This window comes from Mucilaginibacter sp. FW306-07-L (assembly GCF_058782065.1).
The window spans coordinates 504418-526289 of sequence record NZ_JBYSXI010000002.1 but is presented as its reverse complement, the minus strand read 5'-3'; the positions used below and the strand labels follow the sequence as shown (position 1 = coordinate 526289).

Below are 21872 nucleotides of genomic sequence, written 5' to 3'. Positions count from 1 at the left end.
AGATATTTCAATTAATTATCGATCCCATATTTTTTAAGCGGCCTCACTGGGATGCATATTTCCAGGTTAAAATGCGCCCAGTTGCAAATGTTTTCTTTATCCGTAAAAATCTCCAGCGAATGCTGCGTTTCACACTCGTAGGCACTGTTAATAAGCCAGTGATCAAAAAGATAGTTCGTGGCCGCGGCAACGATGTTTAAATCTCCGGACACTGTGGTTACGGCATATTTACATCCAGGCATCAACTTGGTTTCCAGATAACTGTCCGGGTCAATTTTTAAATGCCGCGGAATAGTTATGCAAACTTCATAACTGTATTTTTCCTTGGGTGTTACCTCCGGATCATCTTTTGACATGCCAAAAATGGTTTCCGAACTATAGAGGTTCATTTGTTTAGCCCATTTAACCAACACATCAAAAGCGTTTAAAACCACATTTTCCCTAAACGCGTCAGTAACCCTGATGTAAGCGATGCGCCTTTGCGGCAACCGCCTGATGGCAACCGGAAACTTAGCTTTTAATTCCGCCGCTGTCATACCACAATTATACTGATCAACCGGGAATAAGGCTTTGCGAATCTTGCTGTTTTTAATTTCGGCACCTTTACGGTATTCCATAGGCGAAATACCGAAGTATTGTTTAAACAAACGGGATAGGGTTGAGGGCGACGAGAAGCCACAGGTTAGGGCTATCTTGGATATGGGCAGTGCGGAAAAGCGTAATAGCCGGGCTACTTGTTCATTCCGCAAACGCGAAGTAAAATTGTTAACGGTTTCGCCCGTAACGGCAACAAAAATGCGGTGGAAGTGAAACGGCGAAAAAAAAGCCACTTCTGCCAGTTCAGTAAGCGAAAGTGGTTTATGTAAATTGCTGCTTATGTAATCAATGGTTTTGTTAATGCGGCTTTGGTATATTTTGTTGGATGCATTCATGGTTTTGATTACCCTAAGCTACTCAAATAAGTGCATATAACTTTACCTATCCGCAACGGAGCGTTGATCTGTTTCTAAAATCAATTACCATTTTTTGGTACGCATCAATAAAAATGCCTGCACGGTATATACCGGCAGGCATTTTAAGGGGGGGTAAATGTATGCTGTTCGCTACTTATTCAACCGTAACAGAAAACCTGAAGGTAGCTTTCGCTTTTTTGCTGCCATCCTCGTAAACCAATGCCTGGCTGATGTTAAAATGATCGTTACGTGCTACCTGCTTAGGGAACTGCCCTATGCTGAACGTGAATTTAGTACCATCCATTTCTGAAAATACCCTCGCGTCAGCCCCCCAGTTAATAACGTTACCGGCAGCGTTAAACCAATGCCCGTAACCATTGGCGGTGGTTTGCGCGTTGAGGCTGCCGTTAGCCTCAACTGCGTAAAACTTAACAGTTTGGTTTGCCAGCCCCTGGGTTATTTGTGCCGGGGTAAGTACAAAGGCCTGGGCCAGTTTTTCCAGGTCAATTTCAACCGTGTTGCGGCTGTAGTTAACGGTATCATAAGGCACCTTAACATTAATATCAAACGTTACATCCTTAGGGGTTGAGCCGGGCACAATTTCAATATCATTTAGAAGGGAAGTGTTGGTAAACTTAACCTTATATGGCCATTGATCGTCGTTCGAGTTATCATCATCCCAGGCGTGCTGCGCGTAGGTTGACGGCGCGCCGGTCACTATCAGCCATAACTTATTACAATTAGCCGGTACGGTAAAATCCGCGTTGCCGGTTTTGTCCTGAAACATGGTGCTGTACACCCTTGTGCCGTTGTTTAGCAAGGCCACGTATCCGTACCGCCAGCCTGCTACGGTTTCATCTACATGGTTGTAACCGCTCGCGTTAGCCAAGCCAGTAAATTTGGTGTTTATAGCTGTACCGGCAGCCGGTACTTTTAAAGGTACAATGTTGTAACCGGTGGTTGAGGGGCAGCGCGAATATTTTACCTGGAAACTGCCATCAGCCAGTTTATCAAATTCATAAGGTTGCTTGCCTATATAGTCGGCACCTATGGTTCGCAGGGCATCCAGATCCCAGGTGGCAAATTTGGTGGCCGCATCATAAATCTCATCATTAAGCTGTTTGTTGCTGATGCCTGTTAAGCGCATGTAGGCCTGTATCGCGTCCTCAGGTTTTGTGGCACCGCGCCATATTTTCCCAATGATATCAATACCATGTTTTGATGCCCAGTAACTGTGTATAAAGTAACTCGCATAGCGTTGATCCTCGTGATGGATATGCCGATGGCAGTTTTCCATATATACGCCAAAGTCGTATGATGTAAATGCCTCTTCAGGGTAGCTTTGATAAGCCTGCCATTGCGCGGTTTGTTCCCAAAAGCCGTTACCGGGCTTGCCGCCAAAACCATACCTAAAACCGCTTTCGCCCTTCAGGTCGCAATATACCTGGTACTGAAAGCAGTGGCCGATCTCGTGCGCTAAGGTTGAGCCTACCGGCTTTACCGTTCCCGGACTGATCCACAGCGACCCGATCATATCGTCATACCCTGATCCGGTGGCGAGCCACTCATCCTGGTAGTATAAAAATATCATCATTTTATACTTGTCAAGGTTTGATCTTCCTTGCCCCACTTCGGCAAATTTCAGGGTGTTCACGTTTAACTGATAAAAGTCCTCGGCCTTTTGCAGCAGGTTATCTATATCAACCCTGTATTGTTCAGGTACGCTTGCGGCATTTGGGTCATTACTGCCATATTGGGTATCCCAAAATACAATAAAATGTTCTGATTGCCTGCTGCGCTTGTAGTTCCATCTGCTGGCGGCATTTTCAAAATCGCTGTTCTTAAATTCTTTTGGGGTGTAAATAGCAAGCGTATCCTTTTTAAACGGCGTTTCAGGTACCGCAGGCTGTTCGCTGCGAGGCTCCTTTTTGCAACTGTTCAATACTAAAAGGCAGGCTATAAAAAGCAAGGTGCTCCATAAAATAGCAGGCGTACGCTTGTAACTAATAATTTGTTTGGGTAATAATGGCATCATATTCAGGTGATTATTTTTGCTAATATCTGCTGAATTTATCACGCCTGATAAGATGATATTGCCCTATGTTACCCGAATTTTAACCTGTGTATCAATAAGTTATTTAAATGATAAAAGGTTTAACCCGGTGCTATTTACCTGATTAAACCTTTTAATATAGTGGTTAGGTGCGTGTTATTCCGGCTTATCCTATCGCTTTATTAAGCGCTATAATTGCGGGCTTAAACATGTCGCGTGCTACCACAAACTGAATGTTTACCCGGCCGCTGGCCATACCCGCGGCAATGATAGATATATCAGCCTTAGCTAAAGCGGCAGTGGCGTTGGCGAGCAATCCCGGCTGATCCATATTGGTGCCCAACAGGCATACCATGGCCACCGGTTGCGTGGTAACCCGTTCAAACTGTTGTTGCAGGTCAATAATCAGTTGTTCCTTAAAATCATTCGCCCATATAATAATGCTGATGCTGTTGGCACTGGTTGCTTTAAAAGTATAGCTGATGCCATGCCCGGCAAAGCATTGCATAATTTTTAAATCGCTGCCTACGTTGCCGGTCATCAATGGGTCGTAAATATCTATCAGCAATTGCTGGTCGGTACCGGTAATCACCTCAATACGTTTCAGCTTTGAAATGTAATCGCGGGTGATCAGCGTGCCGGGGTGCGTGGGCTCAAACGTGTTTTTTATACGCAGGTGTACGCCCGCCATTTCCAGCGGTTTTGATGCCTTGGGGTGTATGGCTTCCATGCCAACGTCGGCAAGCTGGTCGGCAATGTCATAATTGGTATTGCCAACCGGCTTAACATTTTCAATACCCACCAGGCCCGGGTCGGCGGTTGAGAGGTGGTATTCCTTATGTATAATGGCTTCCTGCGGTTTAAGTATCTCTGCTATCTTGCTAAAGGTAACTTCTGAGTAACCGCGGTCAAACTCGCGCATAATACCTTCCTTACCCTTAGCGTAACCGGTAACAATACAAACGTTATGCTCCAGATCGAGCCCGTTAAAAGCATCGCGGATGCGTTCATTAATGGTTAATGCCCGGCTATCGTGCGAGCCGGCCAGGTCAATAAGATAAGTATTGATGTTCCGTTTTTTCAGGATATTGGCAAGTACAAACGCCGAGTGGCTTTCGCCTATGGAAGCTAATATCTCACGAACGGCAAGCAACACGCCCTCATTAAGGTAGCCCGAAGCAAGCATGGTGGTGGCGCTATCCAGGTAGCGTGTGGTAAGTTCCATAGTACTGTCTACCATTTGGTCGGCATCGGCAATGTCAAGGCCTAAAGCGGCGTATTGCGCGTTGAGGGTTTTTAAATATTGTGCTAATGCTTGTAACGCGCTATTGTAATCGCCACTGTTGGCAAACTGCTGATAAACACCGGGGGCCTTGGTTTTCTTGTTCTCCAGCAATAAATTGGTTACGCCCGAAAAGGCGGAAACCACATAAACCCGGTTGTAAACCTGCTCGGGATTGTACAGGATGATGTTATCAATTACCTCTTTCAGCGCGCTCATGGAAGTGCCGCCAATTTTCTCTACAGTTAGCATGCCGCGAAATTAATGGTTTTGAGTTATTGATGGTTAGGATGATAGCGTTTAGTTTAATTTTTAAAAGAGGATGTTTGTTGATAAGTACTGAGGATGTAGCGGCAAAAGCGCCTGATTAGCCACCAAGCGAAACTTTTGCTTACCTTCAAGCTCTTGGTTATATGGATAGATTAAGAAAGCATATAGAAGCGATTGTGCCGCTTAGTAATGAAGAGTTTGAACAGGTAGCACCTTTCTTTACATTAAAGAAAGTTAAGAAACATCAGTACCTTATTCAGGAAGGCGAGCAGGCTAATTTTGAGTACCTGATCCTGTCGGGCATATTCAGGGTGTTTTACCTTGACAGTGAAGGCAAAGAGTACATTGTGCAGTTTGCGGTCGAAAACTGGTGGATGGCGGATTACCAGGCTTATTTTAACGGTAACAAAGCTACCCTGCACATTACCTGTATGGCGATGCCGAAGTACTGTGCCTCACGCTGGATGGCCGGGAAAAACTTTCGGCCGCGCTGCACAAAATGGAGCACTTTTTCAGGGTGAAGCTAACCAATGGGTATGTGGCCCAGCAGCGCCGCATCATCTCCCTGCTCTCCGGCAATCCTCAGCAGCGGTATGAGGAGTTTGGCCAGCTATACCCGCACCTCATGCAACAGATCCCTAAAAAATATATTGCGGAATATCTTGGCGTAAGCCGCGAAACCCTGAGCAGATTGTATTCAAAGTAAAGCGGCTGCCGGCTTTTGGTGTGATTTGCCTCACACTTTTTTTGTGATTTGGCTCCTCGTATCGGGGGTGCCTGATTGCTGACATTTGAGTTATCAAAACAATCAGTAATCGATCATTAAAAAAGTAAAAGCCATGAAAAAGAAAATCCTGATCATCGTATCAAACGCCAATACCATTGGACCAAACAACAGAAGAACCGGTACCTTTTTACCCGAAGTAGCCCACACTTATGCCGAATTTGAGCATGCCGGTTACGAGGTGGATTTTGCCAGTTTAACCGGTGATACCCCATACCTGGATGCCCTGAATCTGGCAGACGATCCGGACAACCTCAGGTTTTTAACCGGAAAGGGCTGGGAGGATATGCAAAAGGCCGCCAAACTATCTGATGTTGATGCAAGTGTTTACGACGCGGTTTTTGTACCTGGCGGACTGGCACCGATGGTAGATATGCCCGAAGCGCCTTTGCTTAAAAAAGTGATTGGCGAAACCTGGGAACGCGATGCCGTTGTCGGCGCGGTTTGCCATGGCCCGGTAGCACTACTCAATGTAAAACTGAGTGACGGCACTTACCTGCTGAACGGCAAAAACATCGCCTCGTTCACTACCGAAGAAGAAGATAACTACGCCCGTGCTGATGTACCCTTTGACCTGCAAACAGCGTTAACCGCGCAAGGAGCTATCTTCCATGCGGCTACGCCATGGTCGGCCAATAGCATTGCCGATGGTAAGCTGGTAACGGGCCAGAACCCGGCTTCGGCAAAGGGTGTCGGCCAAAAAATTGTAAGTATATTGCAAACTACTAAAGCTTAATAAAATGGAAAAGCATATTCATGTATTCGCCAAATGGCAGGTTAAAGCAGGGCAGTTGGATACGGTGTTACCGCTGCTTACCCGGGTTGCCGAACAAAGCGTGGCCGAAGCGGGTAACCTGTACTATCACGTTCATCAAAGCGGGGCTGATGCCAATACGCTGTTTTTAGCTGAGGGTTATACGGATGAAGCGGCAATAACGGCACACCGTGAATCATCCTACTTCCAAACCATCGTGATCGGCAAGATCGTTCCGCTGCTGCAAACGCGTGAGGTTACGCTCACCAGGCGCCTGGTTTAAGCCATAAAGTTGGGTATAACCCATATAAACAAAGAAAGGTGCCAGCAGCACCTTTCTTTGTTTATCGGTATAAAATTAAATATTATCCCTTAGGCGAAAGAACTATCTTACGCACATTCACCGGGTTCCAGTTGGCTTGATCAGCGGTGAGGTAAATGGTATTTAAACCTGATTTATCTAACCTGATCTCGCCGATCACCAGTTTTTTATAGTTGCTGTAGCTGCCGGTTTTTTCAACTGCTTTTTGTATGGTTTGATTGCCCGCTACTATATTGATCTTTGACGTTTCAGCCGGAGTAGCCACCCAGGTTTCAACCGAGTAAGTACCTGGCTTTGCTACCATAACTTTCCATGATGCTGATGCTTTAGGGTCTGTCCAGTAACCCAGGTTTTGCTCATTGCCACCTTCGGAATTCATAGACGAGCCACCTTGTGCCGTATGCAGGTCGGCCAAGCCCGGCTGCAATACAATCGAACCATCGGCTTCAGGTTTTTGTACAAAGGCATCAACCTGCGGTTTGCCTTTGATCTGTAACTTTACTACGGTAGCTATCTCATCCAAAGCCTTGGCAGGTACGGTCAACATTACGCTGTTATCCTGTTTGCCTGCTTTTAAACTTTTGCCGTTAGCCAGTAATTTGGCCGAAAGCACTTCATTAGTTAAGCCCGGTACTAATAATTGCCCGTTTGCAGGCCAGTTATATACATGCAGGTAAATGGTGGTGTTGCCGTTGGCAGCCGCCTTAACCGTTGCCCTTCCCCATGGTAATACCTTAAACGGACTTGGCGAGGTGGCGTATATGGCCTCGTTATTAACCTTCATCCATTTACCAATAGCCTGCAGGCGCTCAACAATAGGCCGCGGGAATTTACCGCTTGCTTCGGGGCCAACATTCAGCAGGTAGTTACCACCTTTTGATGCTGTTTCTATCAGGTTGCGTATCAGCGTTTCGCTCGATTTCCAGTTATGGTCGGTTACTTTAAAACCCCAGGTATCATTCATGGTCATGCAGGTTTCCCATAAACCTTTAATACCCGTAGCCGGAATGTATTGTTCCGGGGTAAACAGGTCGCCCTTAAAGCCTCCGCCTAAACGGTCGTTAGTAATTATCTGTGGCTGCATGGCCAGCAGGGGTAAAAATTTGGCCGCGCGTTCTTTGGTCATATCGGTTGGTACATCCCACCATAGTTCGCATACATCGCCGTAGTTGGTTAAAATTTCTTTTACCTGTGGTATGGCAACCTTATCAATATATTCGTCCATGCTGCCTTTTTGCGCATCGTCCCAATAGCCGTGGTCGGCAGCGCCGCCTTTGTTGCCCCAGTCATTAGCTTGCGAGTAGTAAAAACCCAGTTTCATGCCATGTTTGCGGCAAGCCTCGGCAAGCGGTTTTATCAGATCCTTACCATAGGGCGTAGCCTTTACTACGTTCCAGTCACTGGCTTTTGTATCAAACAGCGCGAAACCGTCATGGTGCTTGGTGGTGATAACAATATATTTCATACCGGCGGCCTTCGCCATTAAAACCCATTGCTCCGGGTTATATTCGGTAGGGTTGAATTTTTTGGCGTAATCCTTATAAGTAGCTACCGGGATATGGGCATTATCCATAATCCATTCGCCCAGGCCCGGAATATCCTTGCCGTTATACTGGCCTGCCGGTATGGTGTACACGCCCCAATGGATAAACATACCGAAACGGGCTTTCTCCCACCAGGCGGTTCTTGAAGTATCAACATGGGCGTGCATAGCGGGTTTTTGGTGTGGTTTGATCTTATGATCTTTTGCCTGTAAGTTACTGGTGCAAATTAATGCAGCAATACCCAGGGCCATTTTTTTAGCTGTAGTATTAATACTGATCATGAATAATTATAATTGGTTGTACCAACAAAGATAGAGGGGTTATCAGTTTATTAATCTGCTATTTTGCCAAATCATTAAGAGACTTTGGCATCATGCCTCAAAAGCAATCCGGGTGATCTTACTCCCAGATAGATTTTACTTTAAATACCTCCAGGTTTTTTACCTCGATGTTGTTACCCCAAAAATGTAAGCCCTCTGTGTTTTTCTCATCGGGTTTGCGTTGTATGGAGTAGGAGTAGGCACCATTGTCAATAAACACTTCGATAGAGGTGCGGTCAATATAAATATCGGCGCTTAGTTCCATACTGGTCATGTCCTCGGGCGAGTAAAACGTACCGTTAACCAAGTTATAATTCATGTCATAATCAATAATATGCTGGCCAAACAGGTTAAGCCCCGCGCTTGTAGCGTGCGATAGCTTAATAGTAGCCTTAATGCGCAGGCGGTCGCTGTTGTTATAAGGTTCGAGCTGCTGGTTGGCATCGGCCTCTTTAAGATTAGTCCATTGACCGGCTTTTTCAAATAACTGTTCGGTTTCCTTAATGGGTGCACTAAACAGGCGGATGCCGTTTTTGGTGGTTTTTAAGGTTAGCTCGGTAGGTAACAGCATCATACCGTTAAAGGGCATGCCGGGATGCGATACCCGGCCCCATCCAATTTGTATGCGGCGGCCATCGCTTTCAGGTATATTGGTAATGGTTTGCGCGGCATAAATGGTACCGCTGCTAAAATAATGCTTGCCCGATTCGGGTGTGAACTTTTTGCCGTCAAACATGCCGATCATGTAGGTGTTTGACGCGCCGTACATTACCCATTTTGTTTTGCTTTTGTCGCCATCAACAGGCAGCTCAAATAAATCGGGGCACTCCCAAAAACCGCTGGTATGGCTTTGGTATTGCCAGTTTTTCAGGTTAGTTGAGGTGTAGATAGAATGGCCGTCGCGTTCATTGAGCGCCATTACCCAATGGTTACCCGGTTTATACCAAAACACCCTGGGGTCGCGTGTGTCACGGCTGTTCCATTTCTCCTTGGAATCTATGATGGGGTTGCCTTTATACTTGGTCCAGGTGCGGCCTTTGTCCAGGCTGTAAGCTATGCATTGCACCTCTTTGTCGGGCATGTCAGTAGTATAGGTAACTATCATGGCCAGGGTTTTGCCCTTGTTAAAGCCGGCGGTATTGTTATAGTCGATCACGGCCGAACCGGAGAACATCGTGCCCAATTCATCCGGACTAAGCGCCGTAGGCAACTCCTGCCAGTGTATCATATCCTTACTCACCGCATGGCCCCATGACATGTTTTCCCACTCACGCTCAAAAGGATTATGCTGATAAAACAGATGGTATTCGCCCTCGTAAAATATAAGCCCGTTAGGGTCATTGATCCACCCGCGGCGGCTGGTAAAGTGAAACTGCGGGCGGTTTTTTTCATGATACAGGGAATCCTGCCCGGCAATCTTATCATCCTGATATATTTTTGACAGGCCCGCGCCATCGCCATCATAGCTGATGGTAATTGTTTTGCCCTTCAGGTTGCTAACATCGCAAAATACCCAGTACTCCGGTTCGCCGCCGGCCAGGCGTACCTTAAAATAGCGCTCTTTTTTGCCTCCAACCGTAAAGTACATATTGCCCCGTTGCTGCGCGTGCGATACCGGGATGTTTAAATACCTTTTGGTAATTTTAACAGCCAGATCGGCAGCGTAAAGGTGTAAGGTGAAAAAAACGCCAAGGCAACAGGTTAATAAAGCTTTAAAGGTTGGTTTCATGGTTAAAAGGGTATTTATGCTGATGCAGGTTTTGCAGGTTATCGTTTTTAAAAATAGTAAAATTGATCGATTATTCTTCCGGAAAAGCATTTAGCAAAGCTTTGACTTCGGCGGCTGTAATGCGAGAGAGGCTGCCGTGGCGCGCATCGGGCGGCAGGCTTATATCTTTTACAATATTCCAGTGCAACAGATCAGGCGAGGAGGAGATGCCATACTTGTCGGCCATCGGGTAATCGTAATATAACAGCCAGGCTTTCGGGTTCAACGGATCGGCCATTACGCTGGGGCCTTCGGTAATAGTAGGTGCTATCTGCCCCTGGTTTAACGGCCCATTGTAAATGGTGTACGGCCCTTCTAAATGTTTTGACGTAGCTACACGGATGCCCCTGTGTTCGCCCGTTTTAGCGCCAAATTCCTCTTCTTTATGAAAAAGATAGTAAGTATCCTGATGCTTTATCAACGTGCCATCAATTACCGAGTAAGCTGGCGCAAACAGCACCTTTGCCGGTGTAAAGGTTTGCCAGTCGCGGGTTTTGCAATACCATAACCGGCTTTGCTGCCAGCCCTCGCTTTTAAAGGTTGATGACCATAGCAAAGTATATTCGCCGGTAGCTTCATCATAAAAATACTCCGGTGCCCAAATGTTATTTACCATGGCGCCGGTATCATCACGTACGTCCTTCATCAGCGGTAAATACTTTTCAAACTGCCAGTGTATCAAATCTTTTGATGTGGCATAGATGCAGCTTGGCCCAAACGTTTTACGGTCGGGCGCGTTATTACCGCCGCCGGTAGCCACTAAACGCCAAATACCATCAGGGCCTTTGCGTATAAACTGGTCGCGCATGTGCTGGTCCCATATCGGTTTATTGTTGTTTAAGGGTTTCCAATGCCGCCCGTCGGTTGATAGGGCTATGTGTAGCTGTGCCACCAGCATCGGGTCGGGCAAGGGTACTTCAACAGTTTTGCCCTGCGCGTCTATTTCAATACGCGTAGGGTAGCGCTGCCTGAAATACGTAAGCAGCCACACTTTGTTTGATTGTGCCGCGGCTGTTTGCAGGGCAGTAAAAAATAACAGGCACACTACAGCAAACCTTACGGCAGGTTTGCCAAGCGTAGGCACAAAAATTTTCATGCTGATATTAATTTAACTGGTTATAAAGCAACTAAAATAAGGTATCAGGCATTAATAAACTGTAATAATGCTGATACCCTTACGGTATATGCTTAATACTGCCGTTAACCAAACCTCACAACAATTTGTTGCTATGATTGTACTATATCAACAAATCAATTATCTTAAAAAAATGAACGATCAGGAATTCAGAGAGCAGCATCAGCCGCTGCATGTACCGGCTCATTACGATGCGGCTTCGCCTTTAAAAGAGCGGCTGGCATTTGCCCTGGCTGACCTGGGTGAAGGTACTGCGAAAGAGGTTACAGCGCATTTGTTAAAGCTTGAAGGCGATGGCGGCGATAACCTGAAACAGGAAGGGTTGGAACTATTAGCCATTTGGGATAAAAACGGCCTGGTTACCGTTAATACCCAAAGTGGCCAAAAGCATTATAATCTGCATAAAATTACCCATGCCAATGATGGCAGCGTAAACCCGGGTTTGCTGGCACCGGGATTGGATTAGGTTTTAGTTTTATTAAGGGCTAATATCAATAAAACCTATCTTTTAAAGGTATGCCAGATCTTTAACTGAGCAGCTTGTCGTTGTTGGTTGGTGTTAGGGTCAACATAAGTAACATTGTACAGTGTGCTTTCCCAGGTCATGTCCTTTTTTAATCCGCCTGTTAAACGTATACCGCTGTTTGATTTAAATGCTAAGTAATCGGTATTTCCATTTATGATCAGGAGCTTATCGTCGCCCGAAACAGCAGTTGAATAAGATGCTTGTGCCTGGGTGCCTGAAAAGTTTAACTTTAATTCACCGCTGGTAATAATAAGATTGCCGCCTACATTACTGGTTGATTCGAGCAAAACGGTATTCTTATCGTCTGTGTATACAGTTTTGATGCTTGATAATGTCCAGTTTCCTTTAATGTCGTCTTTAAGTTCCTGCTGAGCGCTTTTGTCTTTTTTGCACCCGAACAGAGTTAGTAATAGAATAACTACAATTGCATTTTTCATAGTGTATAATTTATATATTTAATCTGCAAATGTAACCTATTATGATGCTCTTAGGGCATATATTTAGCCGGATATATTCCTTTTTGGAGTATTGGGAGGAGGGAATTGGTACCTGGTGATTGTTTTCAGGCCAAACTTTATTTTTAGTAAAACATGTCGCAAGTACTACGTAATCATATCGAGAAGGTTGTATCACTTACAGATGAGGACTTTGCATTTGTAATGCAGTATTTTATCTCTAAAAAATATAAAAAGCACCAGTTTTTAATTCAGGAAGGCAATAAGGTACCTTATAATTTTTATGTAGTTAAGGGTTTATTAAAATTGGTACATACCGATGAAACGGCCCGGCAGCATATACTGGCCTTTGCTATGGAAGATTGGTGGGAAAGCGACCTGTTAGCCTATTATACACAAACGGCGGCAACCATGTCATTAGAATGTGTGGAAGATACAGAGGTGCTTTGCCTCTCCCTGGCTGATTACCGGGCATTATGCCTGCAAATGCCAAAAATTGAACACTTCTTTCTTGAAAAATCCATCTTCGGTTACATCGCAGCGCAGCGGCGCATCCTGTCGTTAATGACATCCGGCGCGCAGCAGCGTTATGAGCAATTATTGAAACAGCACCCCGCTTTATTACAGCGCGTACCCAAAACCTTGCTGGCTGCCTACTTAGGTGTTACCCGCGAAACCCTTAGCCGGCTTTCATGATGGTGTGATATACCGCACAGTATAATTGTGCGGTATATCACTTTACAGTACAGGTCATTCTTTTCAATTTTGTATGGTTAAATAACACACGGCTAATAGCGGTGTGTAAGCATCAAAATTAAAAAGAGTAAAAAAATGGAAAAGCGTATTATAAATCCCTGGCAATGGCAGGATGGCCGCAACTACGTACAGGCGGTAGAAGTAAAGCAAGTTGAAAACACCCTCTATTGTGCCGGGCAGGCAGCGGTGTTAGCTAACGGAGAATCAAGTATGGCTGATATGAAAACCCAATTGGAAATAGCTATACAAAACCTGGAGCTGGTAATCAGCACGGCAGGTTATGAGTGTAAAAATATAGTCCGGCTTAATATTTACACCACCTCGCATGAGGAGTTTTTTACCTGCTTTGATGTATTTCAAAACTGGATCAGCAAACATGGCATTAAACAGGCAAGTACTGTTTTTGAGGTTAAAACCTTGTTTGAAACTTTAAAGGTAGAACTGGAGGCCACTGCTGTAAAGTAATTATTACAGCGGGGTATAAACAAGTAAGGCTGCCTGATGGTAGCCTTACTTGTTTACAAAAACGCATAAAATTATCCCTTAATTAATGACACCGCTTTTTTGCCGCCACTTATAACGGCTACAGCTATCAGGCCTGCCACAAGGCCCAAAGCAAATTCTTTAACTGTTGCCGGTACGTTGGGTGCAACATGGTGTAAATAACTGATGTTATGAGTAAAAATACCGCCCGAAACCAGTATCAACGCGATGGTGCCCACAACAGCCAGAATTTTAATGATGATAGGTAACAGCTTAACCAGCAGCGAACCCAGGCCCGATAAAATGCCTTTGTTGTTCGCGTGTTTCATAAGCTTGTAACCGGCATCATCCATACGTACAATAAGCGCCACTATGCCGTATACGCCAATGGTAGCCAACAGCGCCACAACCGAAACGGTAAGTGCCTGTATGGTTAATGTTTTATCAGTAACTGTGCCCAGCGCGATGATCACGATCTCTACAGATAAAATAAAATCAGTTGTTATGGCTGATTTTATTTTGGCATCCTCTGCCGCCTTATCGTTTTCCTTTTCTTCAATTACCTCGTGCCCCGCCTTATTGCGATGAAAGAAAAATTCTATGATCTTCTCCACGCCTTCATAAGCCAAATAAAATCCGCCTAAAATTAATATGATGGTAATAGCCGCGGGTAAAAACAGGCTGAGCAATAAGGCAACCGGAACAATTATAAGCTTATTAATAAAGGAGCCCTTGGTAATGGCCCAAAGCACTGGCAACTCCCGCGAAGCTAAAAAGCCGGTAGCCTTTTCGGCGTTTACGGCCAGGTCATCTCCCAGTATACCGGCAGTTTTACGGGATGCAATTTTAGCGGTAACCGCCACATCGTCCATTAAGGCCGTAATATCATCCAAAATCGCGAAAAAACCTGATGCCATGTAGTACTTGTTAAGCGTGCAAATTATATCTACCCTGTTAACCCTGCTTTATTAAAAATGTTCGCTTTACATTGGGTTTAAGAAGTCATATAGAAAATACAACTTGAGTATTTTGACCCGGCAGCATGATCAATTAAGGAGGGAATGAGGGTGAAAAGTTAATAGATGTTAAAGTTTCCGGTGATGGCGGCCACTTTAATAGATTTGGTCACATTTAATCCTTAAAACGCCCATTAATGCTTCGTTATTATAAATTAACCCTCGTTTGTTTATTATTTGCACTGGTATCATGCCAGCAAAAAAATTCAAAAAATTCACAACCTGTTATACAAGGCATCTGGAAAAAATACGGATATGGTCAAATTATCCGCATTAGTAAAACAGGCATTGAATTTTATGATATAACGCGAAAAAGCTGCCTTCCTGTAAATACCATCAGTTTAAAAAACATTAAGGAGTTTGGGGAAATAGTTAGTGTAACTGCAGACACATTGCTGATTAAAAGCGAAATTAATAGTTACAAATTTACGCGTATAAATGCACTTCCGGGATCTTGTACGATACAGAGCGCTGTAGCTTTAAAAGATCCGGTATATAATTTTGAGGTATTCTGGAATACTTTCAAAGAGAATTACGCATTTTTCAAAAAAAGGAATATAGATTGGGATCAGGTTTATAAGGATTATCGGCCTAAAATAAATAAGAAAACAAGCGACAAGGATCTGTACCTGCTATTAAATGAAATCATCACTAAATTTAAAGATGGTCATATAACGCTTGACGCACCCGAGGATATCGTAAAACTAGCTGCCGCACCAACGCCAATGCTTAATGAAGGAAGCTCTGCTCCTGAATTTCAGCATGTAACCCCATTAAAGTTGCGTACAGCGTTATTGAACAGGTATTTGGAAAAGCCTGCCTTTTCGGGTAGAGATCTTTACGGAAACGGGCTCTTGAACTGGGGCATAACCAAGGAAAATGTGGGTTACATACAAGTAAACTGGATGCTATTTTATCATGATTACAAAATAGCGGATTCGTTAAAAGGGGATGATTATGTTGCGCTGTACTTTCAGAAAGCGGGAGACAATCCGATACACATAAGCGAGGAAGTTGAACAGGCGCGGAAAATTATGGACAGAGCACTCACTGAATTAAAAGATGTTGATGGAATTATACTGGACATCAGGCTTAATGGGGGAGGATATGATGGGGTCGCCCTTGAAATTTTAAATCATTTCGTTATTAAAAAAACGATAGCTTTTAGCAAAAGAACCTGGCTCGGAAAAGCGTTTTCTGCCCCTGCACCTACCTATTTGAGTCCTTCAGGCAAAAAATTTACTGGCCCGGTTATGTTGCTGACAAGCCATAGTACTGCCAGCGCCGCAGAAATTATGGCAATGGCCTCAATGGGGTTAAAGAATTTTAACAGAATAGGTTCGTCAACCGAGGGGATATTTTCTGACAGGCTTGAAAAAAAACTACCCAACGGTTGGAACTTTAGCCTGTCAAACGAAGTTTACGTGAACAGTTCAAACCAAAATTTCGAGAACTCCGGCATTTCCCCAAGCATTAACATAGGCTATCCGAATGACGAAAATAAATTCAGGTACTCAATTTTAAAAAATATACGTGTTGGTGATCCGGCTATAGATACCGCTATCTCATTGATAACTAATGGCAAAAAAAATCATTAGTTATAAGTATGGGCGATAAAAGCAGCCCATACTTATTCAGGAATTAAGTGTTGTAAATAAACGGACTTTTATTGTAATAGGTATCGTCAAAAAGCTGCTTAATCAGGAACGCAGCAATATCGCCTGCATTTATTTTATCTCCGATACAATCATATAAGTCTGTTGCTATTTCGCTCTGAGCATTGGTAAACTCAATAATAGGTACCCGTACCAAAGTCCAATCAACGTTACTATTCACTAAAAGGCTGTAGGCTTTTTGCCTGTCCTCCTGAATTACAGGATAGTTTGCCTTCATCCAATTAGTTGCCATAAGTGCTTTATCACCTTTTTTATCAAACGGAGTGTCAATATTTATACCTGCTACTAATAGATATCGCTTAACGCCAAAAGCCGCCATAGCACGTAAAATGTTTTTAGTGGCTTGCTCCGCAACCAGCGGTTCGCCCGGGCGCTGTCCAATTGTACTGATTACTGCGTGGCACCCATCAATTACTTTACTTACTACCGTGAAATCTAAAGCGTCTCCTTCAATTATTTTGATTAAAGGACTTTCTATTTGGAAGGTTTCCGGATTTCGGAGAAGGACGTTAACGCTATAACCTTTTTCTATTAACTGGCTAATAAGGTACTTGCCGGTTCTGCCGCCGCCACCTAAAACGGCTATCTTTATATTTTGATGCATTGTTACTTGTAAAAATTTGTCAATATTTATTTATGCCTAAACCTTAGCTTAAGCTTCATCCAAATCGTACATCGATTTGTTATAAAGTCAATATTTACAAGACAATTCTAATAAGACAAATATATACTAATTCTAAATGCAAACGGGGGCGGTTGAATTAACGCACTCAATTTTATTGGCTAATTATTATGCGATAATTACATGCGCCGCAATAAACGCTTTTGATGATGTACATTGCGCTTATAAACACTGATACAAACCAATTACCTGCAACCTTTTATGATGAGGAAGATTTACCTGTTAATTCTGCTAATTATTACGGTATTCGTACAGTTAAGCACTGCGCAGCACCGCACTTCAACGGTTGATAATAACCTGTTGCTTTGGGCCAGCAAACCGGCTACCGACTGGATGACCGAAGCATACCCCATCGGTAACGGGCGCATAGGTGCTATGGTTTTCGGCGGTGTTAAGCAGGAGCATATTCAGTTTAATGAGCAAAGCCTTTGGACCGGCGACGAAAAGGAAACCGGAGCCTACCAGGCCTTTGGTGACCTGTTTATTGATTTTGAGCCAATCGCCGATAGCACCGCATCAGCTTACACCCGTAAGCTTGATATTACTAAGGCGGTACAAAACATCAAATATAAAGTTGGTAAGGTTGATTATGCCAGGGAATATTTCTGCTCTTTTCCTGATAAGGTATTAGTGTTGCGTTATACCGCCGGGCAAAAGGCGGCTTACAATGCTGTGCTTAAATTAAAGGATGCCCACGGCGCCAAAATTACGGGCAAAGGCAACACGCTTATCATAAATGGCACGTTGGATAATGGCCTGGCCTATGCTGCTTCGCTAAAGATCATATTAAATGGCGGGCAATCGGCATTAACGCAGGATGCTGACGGCAACGCGCAGCTTTCTATTAAAAAGGCGGATAGCTTTACCATATTATTAACGGCGGCTACCAATTACAGCAATCAGCAAGCAAAAAAATGGCGAGGTGAGGTAATGCCATCCTCCAAGAATGAAAAGGTCATGGCTGCCGCTGTTATCAAACCTTACAATCAATTACTGGCAAGGCATATCAAGGATTATACAAACCTGTTTGGCAGGGTAAAATTATCCTTGGGCAACGCGCAGGCAAGCAGTGCTAAAACAACCTATCAGCGTATTGTTGCTTATAAAAAGAATAACGATACCAGCCTCGAAGAGTTGCTGTTTCAATACGGGCGGTATTTGTTCATCAGTTCATCAAGACAGGGTGGTTTACCCGCCAATTTGCAGGGCTTATGGAATAACAGCAACAACCCGCCATGGCGATCAGACTACCACTCCAACATCAACATACAAATGAATTATTGGCTGGCCGGGCCAACCAACCTGGCCGAATGCGAATGGCCGTATATAGATTATATCAACAGTATGCGCTCCGTAAAAAAGCAACGTACGCTTGAGGAATATCCCGATGTGAGGGGTTGGACGGTACGTACCGAGAACGGCGTTTTTGGCGGCCAAAGTTATTTATGGAACACGCCCGGAAGTGCCTGGTACATGCAGGCTGTTTGGGATCATTACGCTTTTACCAAAGATGTAGCTTACTTGCGCAACACAGCATACCCGGTTATAAAGGAGATCGTTGAGTTTTGGGACGATCACCTGAAGCGCCGTGATGATGGCACCCTGGTTGCCCCCATGGGCTGGTCGCCGGAGCATGGGCCTACCGAGGACGGCGTTACGCACGATCAGGAGATCATATACGATCTGTTTACCAATTACATTGAGGCCGCTACCATACTCAATATTGATAAGCCATACCGCGATCGGGTGGCCGATATGCGTGCGCACCTGCTTAAACCTAAAATAGGTAAATGGGGTCAATTGCAGGAGTGGGAAACCGACCGCGACGACCCGAAGGATAATCATCGCCATATATCGCAACTGTACGCCCTGCATCCCGGCAGGCAGATCAGCCCGACCACTACACCCGAACTGGCCAAGGCCGCTCGGGTAACCCTGCAGGCCCGTGGCGACGAATCAACCGGCTGGTCAATGGCCTGGAAGATGAATTTTTGGGCACGCCTGCACGATGGTAACCACGCCCACAAAATACTGCGCAACTTTATCACGCTTGTTGGTGGCGCGGGTGTTGATTATAACGAGGGCGGTGGTATTTACGCTAACCTTTTTTGCGCGCATCCGCCATTCCAGATAGATGGTAACCTGGGCTACGCAGCAGGGGTTGCCGAAATGCTGCTGCAAAGCCAAACCGGCGAACTGGAACTGCTTCCGGCCCTACCCGATGCCTGGTCTGCCGGAAAAGTTGAAGGCCTGGTAGCTCGCGGCGGCTTTGTGATCAGCGAGTTGCAATGGCAAAATAAACGTATTACCAAACTGGTGATCGCCTCAAAAAGTGGCGGCGTATGCAAGCTCAGGCTGCCTAATGGGTTAACCGATACCGCAGGCAAAAGCATCGGTACCACTTATAGTTTTAAAACAAAAGCCGGCGGTATTTATACTTTTAAAGCCGGTAAGTAAGGACAGTTTTTTTAATATTACGATGCGTTTCCAGAGTAATCAGCTTGAGGGGATGGTAATTTAATTTAGTTTTTGGTTGAATAACTGCCTAAATCGTTTTAACTTACGGGCTTTAAAACCAATAAATTAAATTAATAACTCCATTACTTCGCATGAGAAAAACACTTTTCGCATGGTTGCTTGGCTGTTCTGTGGCTTTTGCCCAGGAGCGTAAAGCCCCGGCTTATCCGTTAATCACCCACGATCCTTACTTCAGTATATGGTCAACCACTGATGAGTTGAACAAAGGCACCACCAGTCACTGGACAGGCGCTAACCAATCGCTCACCGGCTTAATTAATGTTGATGGTAAGGTTTACAGCTTTTTAGGCAAACCCGAAAAGGCTTATCAAACCATCGTTCCGGCAGGCGAGCAGGAAGCGTACCCCTTAACCTTTACAGAAGATAAGCCTGCCGATGATTGGATGAATGCTGATTTTAATGATGCACAGTGGCAAAAAGGTGCGGGCGCTTTAGGCAGCCGCGGCTCTGTAGCCAAAACCGTTTGGGCCAAGGATGAAGTTTGGATTCGTAAAACATTTACCATACAAAAACTATCAGGCGGCACCGTATACCTTAAAATTCAGCACGATGATAAGGCGACAGCCTACCTTAACGGGCAAAAAATATATACCAAGCCCGAGTTAGAAGGCAGGTTCGCTTACATACCGCTAACCGGTGCTTTAGCCAAAGCCGTTATAAAAGGCCGTAACGTATTAAGTGTTTACGCGGTAAATACCGGCGGCCCGTCGTTTGTTGATTTTGGGCTGGTTGAAGAGCCGCCTGCAAGCCAGGCTATGGCTTTTACCGAGGCAAAGCAAAAGAGCCTGCAATTTAACGCCACGCAAACCATCTATGAATTTACCTGCGGCCCGGCTAATTTAAAGGTAACATTTACCTCTCCTTTGCTGATGAATGATCTGAACCTGCTGGCCAGGCCGGTAAGCTATATTGCTACCAGCGTAAAAGCTAATGATGGCAAGGCACACAATGTAAAACTATACTTTGGCGCTTCAACCAACATTGCAGTGCATAATGCCTTTCAGCAGGTAACTGCCAGCAAATACACGGCTAACAAGCTATCTATATTAAAGGCAGGTACGGTTGAGCAGCCCCTGTTAAAGCGTACCGGCGATGATGTACGTATTGACTGGGGTTATATGTACATGGCTACACCACAAACCAACCATGCCGTGCAAAGCATAACCACTACTTCCAACGCGTTAAAAACCTTTTACGGCAAAAGCGTAGCAACCTCCGCACAATTAAAAGGCGAGCAGTTGGTATTAAACACTGTTATACCGGTGGGTAAGGTGGGTGCTGCACCTAAAGAGCAGTTTGTTATGTTGGGGTACGATGATTTATTTTCGGTACAATATTTCAAAAAGAATTTACGCCCTTGGTGGAATACCGATGGCAAGCAAACCATTGAGCAGCAACTGGCATTAGCCGCGGCGCAATATAAAACCGTAACGCAGCAATGCAGCGCATTTGATAAAAAGCTATATGCTGATGCCCTTAAAAGCGGCGGCGAAGCGTATGCTAACCTTTGCGAACTGGCTTACAGGCAGGCGGTATCGGCGCATAAACTGGTGAAAAGCCCGGAGGGGGAGATGCTGTTCCTGTCAAAGGAAAATTTTAGCAATGGCTCTATCGGTACGGTGGATATTACCTACCCATCGGCACCCTTGTTCCTGATTTATAACCCTGATTTGGTTAAAGGGATGATGAACGGTATATTTTATTTCAGCGAGAGCGGTAAATGGAATAAGCCTTATTCATCGCACGATCTGGGTACTTATCCCCAGGCTAACGGACAAACCTACGGCGAGGACATGCCGGTTGAGGAGTCGGGCAACATGCTGATCCTGGCCGCGGCCATCGCTAAAACGGAAGGTAATGCCAACTACGCCAAAAAGCACTGGAAAACGCTGACAATATGGGCCGAATATTTAGCCAAAGATGGCTTTGACCCCGCCAACCAGTTATCAACCGATGATTTTGCCGGTCACCTGGCGCGTAATGCTAACTTATCTGTTAAAGCTATCGTAGCATTAGGTGGCTACGGTATGATGGCCGACATGATGGGCGATAAAACAACCGGCCAAAAGTATACCGCCATGGCTAAAGATATGGCCAAACGCTGGATCGAAGCTGCCGACGCGGGCGACCATTACGCGCTGACGTTTAACGACAAAAATACCTGGAGCCAAAAGTATAACCTGGTTTGGGATAAGGTGCTGAAGCTTGATCTGTTCCCGAAGGAAGTGTACAGCAGGGAGGTAAAATACTACCTTACCAAGCAGGAAAAATACGGCCTACCATTGGATAGCCGTAAAACATATACCAAAAATGATTGGATAACCTGGACGGCTACGCTGGCTGATGATAAGGCTGATTTTAAGGCATTGATAGCACCTGTTCATACCTACGTTTTAGAAACACCTGACCGTGTACCCATGAGCGACTGGTACGAAACCAAGGATGCCCGCCGCCAAAACTTTACCGCGCGCAGCGTAGTTGGTGGGTTTTATATCAAAATGTTGAATGATAAATTAAACCGTAAGTAGTTACGTAACTGCTTACGTAAAGAGGCC

The 21872-nt window shown here is 44.9% G+C and carries 19 protein-coding genes; 10 read left to right on the top strand and 9 right to left on the bottom strand.

Going from position 1 to position 21872, the window contains the following annotated elements:
* Positions 1 to 11: 11 nt before the first annotated feature.
* From AC3WJC_RS12460 to AC3WJC_RS12450, 3 genes are all read right to left on the bottom strand, one after another.
* A complete protein-coding gene (locus AC3WJC_RS12460; protein WP_492399440.1) occupies positions 12 to 932 on the bottom strand; it encodes an AraC family transcriptional regulator in 921 nt (306 codons plus the stop codon).
* Between the two features lie 175 nt (positions 933 to 1107).
* Positions 1108 to 2988, bottom strand: a complete 1881-nt coding sequence (locus AC3WJC_RS12455; RefSeq protein WP_492399439.1) for a DUF4859 domain-containing protein — start codon at positions 2986 to 2988, stop codon at positions 1108 to 1110.
* Between the two features lie 184 nt (positions 2989 to 3172).
* Entirely contained in the window at positions 3173 to 4540 is a 1368-nt protein-coding gene (locus AC3WJC_RS12450; RefSeq protein ID WP_492399438.1) for an aspartate kinase, read from the bottom strand.
* 161 nt (positions 4541 to 4701) lie between these two features.
* Here AC3WJC_RS12450 and AC3WJC_RS12445 point away from each other — a divergent pair, with 161 nt between their 5' ends.
* The 4 genes from AC3WJC_RS12445 to AC3WJC_RS12430 all read left to right on the top strand — a co-directional run bounded on the left by AC3WJC_RS12445 (position 4702) and on the right by AC3WJC_RS12430 (position 6379).
* Positions 4702 to 5079: a Crp/Fnr family transcriptional regulator gene (locus AC3WJC_RS12445; RefSeq protein WP_492399437.1), complete on the top strand. Its 378-nt coding sequence runs from the start codon at positions 4702 to 4704 to the stop codon at positions 5077 to 5079.
* The gene (locus AC3WJC_RS12440; protein ID WP_492399436.1) at positions 5058 to 5264 is read left to right on the top strand and encodes a hypothetical protein; all 207 of its coding nucleotides are present in this window, start codon (positions 5058 to 5060) and stop codon (positions 5262 to 5264) included. The genes AC3WJC_RS12445 and AC3WJC_RS12440 overlap by 22 nt, the downstream gene beginning before the upstream one ends.
* Positions 5265 to 5397: 133 nt before the next feature.
* The gene (locus AC3WJC_RS12435; RefSeq protein ID WP_492399435.1) at positions 5398 to 6078 is read left to right on the top strand and encodes a type 1 glutamine amidotransferase domain-containing protein; all 681 of its coding nucleotides are present in this window, start codon (positions 5398 to 5400) and stop codon (positions 6076 to 6078) included.
* A 4-nt stretch (positions 6079 to 6082) separates the two neighbouring features.
* On the top strand, positions 6083 to 6379 hold the full coding sequence (locus AC3WJC_RS12430; RefSeq protein WP_492399434.1) for a putative quinol monooxygenase: 297 nt from the start codon (positions 6083 to 6085) through the stop codon (positions 6377 to 6379).
* 82 nt (positions 6380 to 6461) lie between these two features.
* Here AC3WJC_RS12430 and AC3WJC_RS12425 read toward each other — a convergent pair whose 3' ends face one another.
* From AC3WJC_RS12425 to AC3WJC_RS12415, 3 genes are all read right to left on the bottom strand, one after another.
* Positions 6462 to 8243, bottom strand: a complete 1782-nt coding sequence (locus AC3WJC_RS12425; protein WP_492399433.1) for an alpha-L-fucosidase — start codon at positions 8241 to 8243, stop codon at positions 6462 to 6464.
* A 118-nt stretch (positions 8244 to 8361) separates the two neighbouring features.
* On the bottom strand, positions 8362 to 10011 hold the full coding sequence (locus AC3WJC_RS12420; RefSeq protein ID WP_492399432.1) for a glycoside hydrolase family 32 protein: 1650 nt from the start codon (positions 10009 to 10011) through the stop codon (positions 8362 to 8364).
* Between the two features lie 70 nt (positions 10012 to 10081).
* Complete coding sequence (locus tag AC3WJC_RS12415) at positions 10082 to 11146, bottom strand: glycoside hydrolase family 43 protein (protein ID WP_492399431.1); 1065 nt, start codon at positions 11144 to 11146, stop codon at positions 10082 to 10084.
* 172 nt (positions 11147 to 11318) lie between these two features.
* Here AC3WJC_RS12415 and AC3WJC_RS12410 point away from each other — a divergent pair, with 172 nt between their 5' ends.
* The gene (locus AC3WJC_RS12410; RefSeq protein WP_492399430.1) at positions 11319 to 11651 is read left to right on the top strand and encodes a hypothetical protein; all 333 of its coding nucleotides are present in this window, start codon (positions 11319 to 11321) and stop codon (positions 11649 to 11651) included.
* A gap of 35 nt (positions 11652 to 11686) precedes the next feature.
* On the opposite strand, the gene AC3WJC_RS12405 is transcribed toward AC3WJC_RS12410, so the two are convergent.
* Positions 11687 to 12148 carry a hypothetical protein gene (locus AC3WJC_RS12405; protein ID WP_492399429.1) on the bottom strand — a complete coding sequence of 154 codons (462 nt, stop codon included), beginning with the start codon at positions 12146 to 12148 and terminating at the stop codon, positions 11687 to 11689.
* A gap of 153 nt (positions 12149 to 12301) precedes the next feature.
* Here AC3WJC_RS12405 and AC3WJC_RS12400 point away from each other — a divergent pair, with 153 nt between their 5' ends.
* Together AC3WJC_RS12400 and AC3WJC_RS12395 are read left to right on the top strand one after the other, a co-directional pair.
* Positions 12302 to 12862, top strand: a complete 561-nt coding sequence (locus AC3WJC_RS12400) for a Crp/Fnr family transcriptional regulator (RefSeq protein WP_492399428.1) — start codon at positions 12302 to 12304, stop codon at positions 12860 to 12862.
* A 135-nt stretch (positions 12863 to 12997) separates the two neighbouring features.
* Positions 12998 to 13387 (top strand): RidA family protein, encoded by a 390-nt coding sequence (locus AC3WJC_RS12395; RefSeq protein ID WP_492399427.1) that lies wholly within the window; start codon positions 12998 to 13000, stop codon positions 13385 to 13387.
* Between the two features lie 71 nt (positions 13388 to 13458).
* Here AC3WJC_RS12395 and AC3WJC_RS12390 read toward each other — a convergent pair whose 3' ends face one another.
* The gene (locus AC3WJC_RS12390; RefSeq protein WP_492399426.1) at positions 13459 to 14322 is read right to left on the bottom strand and encodes a DUF808 domain-containing protein; all 864 of its coding nucleotides are present in this window, start codon (positions 14320 to 14322) and stop codon (positions 13459 to 13461) included.
* Between the two features lie 236 nt (positions 14323 to 14558).
* Between AC3WJC_RS12390 and AC3WJC_RS12385 the strand changes: the two genes are divergently transcribed.
* Complete coding sequence (locus tag AC3WJC_RS12385; protein ID WP_492399425.1) at positions 14559 to 16019, top strand: S41 family peptidase; 1461 nt, start codon at positions 14559 to 14561, stop codon at positions 16017 to 16019.
* Between the two features lie 43 nt (positions 16020 to 16062).
* On the opposite strand, the gene AC3WJC_RS12380 is transcribed toward AC3WJC_RS12385, so the two are convergent.
* Complete coding sequence (locus AC3WJC_RS12380) at positions 16063 to 16701, bottom strand: NAD(P)-dependent oxidoreductase (protein WP_492399424.1); 639 nt, start codon at positions 16699 to 16701, stop codon at positions 16063 to 16065.
* Between the two features lie 279 nt (positions 16702 to 16980).
* Here AC3WJC_RS12380 and AC3WJC_RS12375 point away from each other — a divergent pair, with 279 nt between their 5' ends.
* Positions 16981 to 19236 carry a glycoside hydrolase family 95 protein gene (locus tag AC3WJC_RS12375; protein ID WP_492399423.1) on the top strand — a complete coding sequence of 752 codons (2256 nt, stop codon included), beginning with the start codon at positions 16981 to 16983 and terminating at the stop codon, positions 19234 to 19236.
* Positions 19237 to 19388: 152 nt separating this feature from the next.
* Entirely contained in the window at positions 19389 to 21845 is a 2457-nt protein-coding gene (locus AC3WJC_RS12370; RefSeq protein ID WP_492399422.1) for a glutaminase family protein, read from the top strand.
* Positions 21846 to 21872: the final 27 nt, after the last annotated feature.

What these genes read in the sequence shown, in the direction of transcription:
- AC3WJC_RS12460 (WP_492399440.1), bottom strand. Translation starts at nt 932, where the DNA reads ATGAATGCATCCAACAAAATATACCAAAGCCGCATTAACAAAACCATT.
- AC3WJC_RS12455 (WP_492399439.1), bottom strand. Translation starts at nt 2,988, where the DNA reads ATGATGCCATTATTACCCAAACAAATTATTAGTTACAAGCGTACGCCT.
- AC3WJC_RS12450 (WP_492399438.1), bottom strand. Translation starts at nt 4,540, where the DNA reads ATGCTAACTGTAGAGAAAATTGGCGGCACTTCCATGAGCGCGCTGAAA.
- AC3WJC_RS12445 (WP_492399437.1), top strand. Translation starts at nt 4,702, where the DNA reads ATGGATAGATTAAGAAAGCATATAGAAGCGATTGTGCCGCTTAGTAAT.
- AC3WJC_RS12440 (WP_492399436.1), top strand. Translation starts at nt 5,058, where the DNA reads ATGGAGCACTTTTTCAGGGTGAAGCTAACCAATGGGTATGTGGCCCAG.
- AC3WJC_RS12435 (WP_492399435.1), top strand. Translation starts at nt 5,398, where the DNA reads ATGAAAAAGAAAATCCTGATCATCGTATCAAACGCCAATACCATTGGA.
- AC3WJC_RS12430 (WP_492399434.1), top strand. Translation starts at nt 6,083, where the DNA reads ATGGAAAAGCATATTCATGTATTCGCCAAATGGCAGGTTAAAGCAGGG.
- AC3WJC_RS12425 (WP_492399433.1), bottom strand. Translation starts at nt 8,243, where the DNA reads ATGATCAGTATTAATACTACAGCTAAAAAAATGGCCCTGGGTATTGCT.
- AC3WJC_RS12420 (WP_492399432.1), bottom strand. Translation starts at nt 10,011, where the DNA reads ATGAAACCAACCTTTAAAGCTTTATTAACCTGTTGCCTTGGCGTTTTT.
- AC3WJC_RS12415 (WP_492399431.1), bottom strand. Translation starts at nt 11,146, where the DNA reads ATGAAAATTTTTGTGCCTACGCTTGGCAAACCTGCCGTAAGGTTTGCT.
- AC3WJC_RS12410 (WP_492399430.1), top strand. Translation starts at nt 11,319, where the DNA reads ATGAACGATCAGGAATTCAGAGAGCAGCATCAGCCGCTGCATGTACCG.
- AC3WJC_RS12405 (WP_492399429.1), bottom strand. Translation starts at nt 12,148, where the DNA reads ATGAAAAATGCAATTGTAGTTATTCTATTACTAACTCTGTTCGGGTGC.
- AC3WJC_RS12400 (WP_492399428.1), top strand. Translation starts at nt 12,302, where the DNA reads ATGTCGCAAGTACTACGTAATCATATCGAGAAGGTTGTATCACTTACA.
- AC3WJC_RS12395 (WP_492399427.1), top strand. Translation starts at nt 12,998, where the DNA reads ATGGAAAAGCGTATTATAAATCCCTGGCAATGGCAGGATGGCCGCAAC.
- AC3WJC_RS12390 (WP_492399426.1), bottom strand. Translation starts at nt 14,322, where the DNA reads ATGGCATCAGGTTTTTTCGCGATTTTGGATGATATTACGGCCTTAATG.
- AC3WJC_RS12385 (WP_492399425.1), top strand. Translation starts at nt 14,559, where the DNA reads ATGCTTCGTTATTATAAATTAACCCTCGTTTGTTTATTATTTGCACTG.
- AC3WJC_RS12380 (WP_492399424.1), bottom strand. Translation starts at nt 16,701, where the DNA reads ATGCATCAAAATATAAAGATAGCCGTTTTAGGTGGCGGCGGCAGAACC.
- AC3WJC_RS12375 (WP_492399423.1), top strand. Translation starts at nt 16,981, where the DNA reads ATGATGAGGAAGATTTACCTGTTAATTCTGCTAATTATTACGGTATTC.
- AC3WJC_RS12370 (WP_492399422.1), top strand. Translation starts at nt 19,389, where the DNA reads ATGAGAAAAACACTTTTCGCATGGTTGCTTGGCTGTTCTGTGGCTTTT.